This is a genomic window from Streptococcus sp. CF8-6, assembly GCF_024295845.1.
Taxonomy (GTDB): Bacteria; Bacillota; Bacilli; order Lactobacillales; family Streptococcaceae; genus Streptococcus; species Streptococcus oralis_BO.
Map to the genome: position 1 here is coordinate 1 of NZ_JANCOF010000010.1, position 7,340 is coordinate 7,340.

The 7,340-nt window shown below is 31.0% G+C and carries 6 protein-coding genes and 3 pseudogenes; 8 read left to right on the top strand and 1 reads right to left on the bottom strand.

All coding sequences use genetic code 11. The features are described from left to right. Together NML69_RS09745 and NML69_RS09750 are read left to right on the top strand one after the other, a co-directional pair. Positions 1 to 171, top strand: a pseudogene (locus NML69_RS09745) (transposase); the annotation flags it as partial. Further along, positions 168 to 290, top strand: a pseudogene (locus NML69_RS09750) (type II toxin-antitoxin system RelE/ParE family toxin); the annotation flags it as partial. The pseudogenes NML69_RS09745 and NML69_RS09750, both read left to right, overlap by 4 nt. Before the next feature lie 307 nt (positions 291 to 597). Here NML69_RS09750 and NML69_RS09960 read toward each other — a convergent pair. Then, positions 598 to 756 carry a hypothetical protein gene (locus tag NML69_RS09960; protein ID WP_368406898.1) on the bottom strand — a complete coding sequence of 53 codons (159 nt, stop codon included), beginning with the start codon at positions 754 to 756 and terminating at the stop codon, positions 598 to 600. 261 nt (positions 757 to 1,017) lie between these two features. Here NML69_RS09960 and NML69_RS09755 point away from each other — a divergent pair, with 261 nt between their 5' ends. The 6 genes and pseudogenes from NML69_RS09755 to NML69_RS09780 all read left to right on the top strand — a co-directional run. Further along, positions 1,018 to 1,353: a MerR family transcriptional regulator gene (locus NML69_RS09755; RefSeq protein WP_254726630.1), complete on the top strand. Its 336-nt coding sequence runs from the start codon at positions 1,018 to 1,020 to the stop codon at positions 1,351 to 1,353. Between the two features lie 248 nt (positions 1,354 to 1,601). Continuing rightward, entirely contained in the window at positions 1,602 to 2,279 is a 678-nt protein-coding gene (locus tag NML69_RS09760; RefSeq protein WP_254726632.1) for a S8 family serine peptidase, read from the top strand. 8 nt (positions 2,280 to 2,287) lie between these two features. Continuing rightward, positions 2,288 to 5,959 (top strand): hypothetical protein, encoded by a 3,672-nt coding sequence (locus NML69_RS09765; protein WP_254726634.1) that lies wholly within the window; start codon positions 2,288 to 2,290, stop codon positions 5,957 to 5,959. Position 5,960: 1 nt separating this feature from the next. Further along, the gene (locus NML69_RS09770) at positions 5,961 to 6,371 is read left to right on the top strand and encodes a hypothetical protein (protein ID WP_248034832.1); all 411 of its coding nucleotides are present in this window, start codon (positions 5,961 to 5,963) and stop codon (positions 6,369 to 6,371) included. 12 nt (positions 6,372 to 6,383) lie between these two features. Continuing rightward, a complete protein-coding gene (locus tag NML69_RS09775; protein ID WP_254726636.1) occupies positions 6,384 to 6,791 on the top strand; it encodes a hypothetical protein in 408 nt (135 codons plus the stop codon). Between the two features lie 406 nt (positions 6,792 to 7,197). Next, a pseudogene (locus NML69_RS09780) lies at positions 7,198 to 7,340 on the top strand (IS630 family transposase); the annotation flags it as partial.

Genomic DNA, 7,340 nt, shown 5'->3' on the forward strand with positions numbered 1-7,340 from the left:
TATATTTTACTTGTAATGGATAATGCTATATGGCATAAATCAAGTACCTTAGAGATTCCAAGTAATATTGAGTTGGCTTTTATCCCACCTTATACACCAGAAATGAACCCTATTGAACAAGTCTGGAAAGAAATTCGAAAACGAGGCTTTAAAAATAAGGCTTTCCAAAGCAAGGATTGTTAGTTATCCAACGTATAGAATAAATTAAGAAACCCGACAATGATATTTTTGAAATCTACTCAAAAGTATCTTCTAACATTCAATGTGCTCCCTATTTTCATGTGGTAGATAAATGAAATTCGGTTCTCCAAGGAATTTAAAAAAAGAATTTAAGATGAATAAGTATGACAACCACTCAATTCGATAATTTTTTGCAAAATAAACTAAAAAATAATAATTTCAAGGCTGGCTACTTAGAAGAAAAGGCTATTTTAGAATATGTGATCGTGGTCTCTAATGCTAGACAAAAGGATGTTTATCTCAACAAGAACTTGCCATCCTGCCGCATGTTTACCAATCAACTGTTGTACAAATTGAACATAGATAAGCGATTTTATAACTCACTTTATTTTTTATTAACTTATAAATCCAGAATAGTCAGTACTCTCCTTCCAAAGCTCCAACTGGATGTCCTAAAACAATGGTATCACCATTAGGATTAATCATATTCTTGATTCCCAATTGTTTTATGTAAACTATTGATAGTGCAACAAATGCTTTATTCAATTTAAAGATATCAATGTCAACTATACTCATTCTTTTCTAAATCAACAATTTCTTTACAGCACTTTACGCCTCTCATTCCCATTAATTGAGATCCTAAACCTGCTAACGAAGAGTCTATCCGCTTTTATTAAAGGATAATAGGATACTTCTACCTCCTTCTCTAATTTTATACCAAACTTTTTTGATGTTATATGTTTTACATAATAAAGTACACTCATTTCAAGAGAAAACTGTATTTGATTTTTTAAAAAATTATGCTAAAATAATCAAGAAATAAAGAGGTGAAATACTGTGGCTTACTATTCTATTGGAGAATTCACTAAAAAGACGGGACTTTCTATTCCCAAATTTCGATACTATGAGCAAGAAAAATCTATTTATTCACACAGAAAAGAAAACAATCGTAGATACTATGATAGCTCTAATATAGCGTGGACTCAATTCATTATTAGTTTAAAAAAGACGGAAACGTCTATTAAAAATATTCAAGAATATGCTAACCCAAGATATAAGAGAGACTCTACAATGTCTCTTGATAAGCTCCATAAACAACAATCTAAAATTAACCAATATATTAATTGTCTTGAAATTGAAATTAAATCTTATTTAAGTATTAATACTAGCTAATCTGAGTATAATCTTTTTATACAAATAAATTTCAAAGGCTAATAAGTTCTTTTTAGGACAGCAAAACTGAATTAGATAATCCAAAGAGATCTATTATTTTTTCGGAATTCTTTTGGAATTTGATGTGCAAATAAATATACTAATATTATTTTAAAAATCTATATATGACAAACAGTTAAGATATGAAGCCTATTTAAAAAGAGAGGATTTTTGTGTTTCAAAAAAATAGAATTTTGCTATCCCTATGTATGCTTTTACTACTAGCAGGGGCAATCCCGTTTGCTGTTTCCGTTTTTGAAAAAAATTCCAAATTGAGGGTGGCTGTTATTGATGGTGCATCATCAAATAATTTTTCATTTTATATCAGAAAAACTAGCTATGAAAAAGGAAATGAGCAAGCTGCAGTACATTCAAATATTATTTGGTCTGTACTCAGCAATAATATAGACACTTCAAAAATAGATTTTTTTGAATATAGCGTAATAGGAACAGATGGTCAAATTGATATTACTACCTTTACTAAAGCATTAAAACAAGCTGAAAAAGACAATATTGACATAATAAATTTTTCAGGTGGTTTTTATTTGGAAGATGAACAGGCAAAAGAACAAATCCAAATCTTATTAAGAAAGGGAGTTATTATTGTTGCAGCAGGTGGGAATAATTATCAAGGAATTGCAGATTTTCCTGCTCGAATACCAGGAGTTATTTCAGTTGGTAGCAAGAAAGGAAGCAATATATCTTCTTTTTCAGCCATAGATAAAATTGATATTTTTGAAAATGGAGAAGAGATTTTATATAATAATAAGAAATATAGTGGAACATCTTTTGCTACTCCTAAAGTGACAAACCAAATTTTAAAAATGTATTTTCAAACAAAGAATTTAAAAAAAATAAAAAATAGTATTTTAAAAAAGGGAAATTAAAGAAAAATATGAAAAAGAAAATTCAAAATACTCAGATTTTAGCAGTTATTTTTATACTGCTAATAAGTGTTTTTATAGATTGTGTCAATCCAATTATAGTTTATGGTGCACAGGCTAGAGCTATACCAAATACAGAGACAACTATCACAGATAAACAGTTGGATAGCAAACTAAATAAAACACAACAATGGATTAATTCTGTTAGCGATAGTGTTGAAAAGTCAGGATTAACTTTTCTAAATGCAGAACAGACGAGTAAAGGAGAGTTAAAATTAACAACATTCAAAAATTTAAATGATAACTTTTCAGCTGTAACCACAGTGACATTTGCAAGCAATAATAAAGATGCAGAATTTCAAGTAGTGATACTAAAAGATTCCAGAAAGTTAGCTGTTCAAAAAATGCGTGGGCAGATCGAAAAAAAAGACAAAGAAGTATTTTTTAGGTATCTTGATAGTAAGACTAAAAAAGAAAATACTATAAATCTGACTTCTGGACATTCATCCGCTGTAGCTTCTATACCACTAGCATTTGAATTGATTAGTGGTGCATCAGAATTAGCTGGGATTACAACGGCAATGACTGCTGCGTTGCCAGCTGCAATCATTGTTGGAGGTGCGGCTATTATAATAGGTGGAGGATACTATCTCTATACTAAATCAACCACAGCTAAATCTTATCCAAATGCATCTATAAGTCGAGCAACTGTAGCAAAACAAGAACTAACTTCCTTATCATCTCTCTATAAAATCAATATCCAAATGAATAATGTTACTCAAGCAACCCAAAATTTATCATTAATAAAAGGATATTCAAAAGCATTAAATATTAATATTGAATCTATAAATATTAATATAAAACCCATATATATTAATATGGAATCTATTAATATCCCCTCCATAAATATAGATCCTATTAATATTGATTTAACTGGTTTTAACAAAATAATGTCAGACTTTAACGAATCAATAGATTCATTTAATAAATCAATAGATTCATTTAATAAAAGTATGAAAGAAACTTCAGAATACTTGAAGAAAATGAATATAGAAATTGCTAAAAATATGGTTGATTTTAATAAAGGTATGACGGACTTTAATAAAGAAATGGAACATTTAGAAGACTATTTCAGATTTTCAGCAGCTCCTAGTTTTAGCTCTGCCACATATGATAAGAATGCTAAAATTTTAAATTTAGCAGGGAATATGCCAACAGAATCAACAATTTACATTTATATAAATAATAAATTATCTCAAACAAGCGAAACAAATAAAAAGGGAGATTTTAGCCTTACAGTAAATGTTGAAAATGCAGAGGTAGCAATTGATGCTATTCAAAAGCCGATTGGAGGAAAAAACTATAAATCATGTAGCTCCATAGGCTTGATAGGGTGCCCAACTTTTAAAATTCATGAAGATGGGGATTTAACAGTAAGCTCGAAGACCAATAAATATGTAAAGAGTCCTTTATTAGTTGAGCAATATACAGCCTCTCCAACTTTTGACAGAGTAACTTATGATTCAAAGACAAAAACATTGAATTTAGTAGGAAGTATGCCAAGCGCTTCTACTTTAGATATTTACATAGGATATAAGAAAGTCCAAACAGTTGTTACTGATAATAAGGGAAACTTTAATATTAATATCAAAGCCGAAAACACTAATGTTGCTGTTAATGCAATTCAGAAATCTACTAGTAAATTTAAGTATATTTCATCACGCTTTTTCGGAATAATTGGATATCCAACTTTCAAGATAGCCAGTGATGGAATAGTAACTACAACTGCACAGACAAATAAATTATTAAGACACCCTTTACAAGAAGCTGTTCACACTGCTTCTCCAACTTTTGACAGAGTAACTTATGATTCAAAGACAAAAACGTTGAATTTAGTAGGAAGTATGCCAAGTGCTTCAAATCTAGATATTTATATTGATGATAAGAAAATTAGAACTGATAAAACAAATGTAAATGGTCATTTTGACATAAAAATCAAAGTAGAAGATGCGACAGTATCAATAGATGCAGTTCAAAATTCAACAGAGAAATTTAAATATTCTTCCTTTGGCTTTGCTGGTGCAGTCAAATTTTATATTGCTTCAGATGGGGGTGTAATAGCTAGTGAGAACGCAAAATTAGCGAATGGGGTTCCTATTAAACTTGAGAAGTCAACTCCTCCACCTGTAGTTGACGAAATATCATACAATAAAAATAGTGACTTGTTGACTATTCCTATAACAATGGCTGTAGACTCCCAGTTCACTATTTATAGAAACAATATAAAAGTACAAACAGTAGATTGTGAAGCAAAAAAGACCTCCTTAATTACAATACCTCTTGAGAAAGGTGATAACAATATTAAAATTACTATTTCAGGGAAAAATACCATAATGACTATTTATCCTCAAAAGAGTAATAAAACACTAGATTTTAGTATTGATAATAGTAGAACTCTAAAAGCAAGCGTTTCTACAAATCTTTATTTAAAGAAATCATTGCCTACAGTTCCTATCCCTCATCTTTCAACCGTTCCGAACTTTAGTAATATTTCTTTTGATGCTAAAACCAATACTTTCACAATTTCGGGGAAAATGTTGTGGAAATCGACTATTACTCCATATCTCAATAGCGAAAAATTACAAAGTATTTCTACAGATAACTCAGGAAATTTTAGATTAAGCATTCCTGTAAAAAGAACTTCTAATGGTATAGCAAATATCGCTATTGATGGAATTCTTGATGAGATGAACGCAGTTAAATATTCATCTTACATGGTTGGAATTGACCTTTCAATGTTCAGGGTTGATGCTTCAGGAAATATAAGTGTTAGTGATTTTATAAAAAAATCAATTACTCCAAAACAAGTGATCACTCCAATACCAAATGTAAACCCGATACCAGTTGGCAAAGGAGTTACTGTTCAAGGGAAAGCATTACCTAACTCAGATGTTATCGTTAAAAACAGAGGGGTAGAATATGGAGGAAAAGCTGATGATAAAGGAATCTTCTCTATACCTGTTCCAGAAATTCTAGTTAATGATGTTGTTGAGATTTTTGTCAAAGCACCAAGTACAGCAGTTGTTAGCTATACAACATCTGAAGCTGTATCTGTACAAGCTCAATCATCAAGTTCAGAAGCTACTGTTAATAAGGATACACCAAAGACCACTGAATCAGAGACGACATCTGATATAAATGATACAATTTATACACCCGAACAAATGGGAGTCCGTACAGCACAAGAATTTGCTGCAGCGGTTGTGGTAGAAAATGGAATGTTAACGGAAGACTCTATTGAGCAGTTAGCTAGATTGGCTGAGATTAATACTGCAGCAAACGTTGTCACTCTTGGTTCATATGTTCCTAACAGTGCAGATTCTTACGACCAAACGGCATACCGAGCAGGTAATACCTTCTATACGATGGGAAGTGCAGGATGGGATGCCATTATGGATAAATTACAAGAACTTGGAGTTGATAGTTCAGAACAGTTCAATGAAATGTGGAAAATTAATCAGAAATTTTTAGATAATCAGATTGTTAAAGGAAAAATATTTGAGTACACGGTCAATCCTGAAGAACTTGAAAGTTACACGTATGGTTTTAAAGAATATAAATATTTAAAAAATAATGGTTATCATTTAATTGAAGCAAATGAAAGGTTTAAAATGGTGAAATAAGATGTTAGAGATACGAGAAAGAATCAAATCAAGCAAAGGTTATCAAGTCTTAATTGCAATGCTTGATAGCTACTTCGGTCAAGATTATATTATTCGTAAAATCACTTATGATGATTTGGAACCGGCAAGTTTTGACTTTCGCTTATCTGTAGATTTTCCCAAATTAAAGGGAGTGGATGTAGGTGTCGCTCATAGCGGTCCACGCCAGATGTTTCGTATGGGTGGTACTGGTGTTATTGGCATAGCGGTTCCTAAAGATGGAGGTGATGCAAAGTTAACCTCAGGTGAAAGAGGAGATGGTTTATTTTGGATTTTAGGAGATAAAAAATTAGAGTGGGGTGGTCAAGTAAATAAAGCTGAAGAAGTTAAGTATTATTTTGATGCTTTCAAAAAATACTATGATAATCTTTAGAGAGTGATAGTGATGAAGATACGAGAAGAAATTAGAACGAGCAAATGTTATCAAGTCTTAATTGAAATGCTTGATAGTTACTTCGGTCAAGATTATATTATTCGAAAAATTACTTATGATGATTTGGATCCGACAAGTTTTGATTTTGAGTTATCTGTGGATTTTCCCAAATTAAAGGGAGTGGATGTAGGTGTCACTAATAGTGGTCCACGCCAAATGTTTCGTATAGGAGGAGACGGTTTTATTGGAATTGCTGTACCTAAGGAAGGGTGCTTAGGAGTTTTGACATCTGGTGAGAAAGGAGAAGGATTAGATAAAATTTTAGGAGACTCTAGTTTGCGTTGGGGAGCGGGATTAGATAATGTAGAAAGTGTCGATAAATATTTTGATGCCTTCAAAAAATACTATGATAGTCTTTAGAGAAAGATAAGGATGAAGATACGAGAAGAAATTAGAACGAGTAGAAACCTTTAACACTATGTATATTTCAAAATTAGTATAATTTTATCTGATTTAATTTTCTGAATTTATCTAAAAGATACTATGCAGAAAATACGAATATAATAAGGTGATAAGATTCATAACTTCGATACATGCAGAACAATTTATGTAGATTTAAAAAATTAGAGAAACTATTTGGTAAAATACTAAAAAAACTATAAATTAGTTGACCACCTTACCTACTATTATCTTTAATTAATTCTACTCGAAATTATCTCTACTAAATAAAAAGACTCTTTATTAACTACATAAAATAGTAGGTGATAAAGAGTCTTTTTAGTAGTAATACTAGACTAAAATCAAAAACCATCTTATAATAGTAGTTATGAAACTCACAAACGAAGAAATACAGAAAATTGAAAAACTCCTGAGAGATTCATCGTACGCCAAATATCACAAACGTCTACAGATTATTTATTTTCGCTCAAAAGGAAAGAGTTATAAGGAAATCATGGATCTGCTAGATTG

Bases quoted from the DNA above. Each gene is read 5' to 3' on its own strand.
- NML69_RS09960 (WP_368406898.1), bottom strand. From the start codon at position 756: ATGAGTATAGTTGACATTGATATCTTTAAATTGAATAAAGCATTTGTT.
- NML69_RS09760 (WP_254726632.1), top strand. From the start codon at position 1,602: ATGCTTTTACTACTAGCAGGGGCAATCCCGTTTGCTGTTTCCGTTTTT.
- NML69_RS09765 (WP_254726634.1), top strand. From the start codon at position 2,288: ATGAAAAAGAAAATTCAAAATACTCAGATTTTAGCAGTTATTTTTATA.
- NML69_RS09770 (WP_248034832.1), top strand. From the start codon at position 5,961: ATGTTAGAGATACGAGAAAGAATCAAATCAAGCAAAGGTTATCAAGTC.
- NML69_RS09775 (WP_254726636.1), top strand. From the start codon at position 6,384: ATGAAGATACGAGAAGAAATTAGAACGAGCAAATGTTATCAAGTCTTA.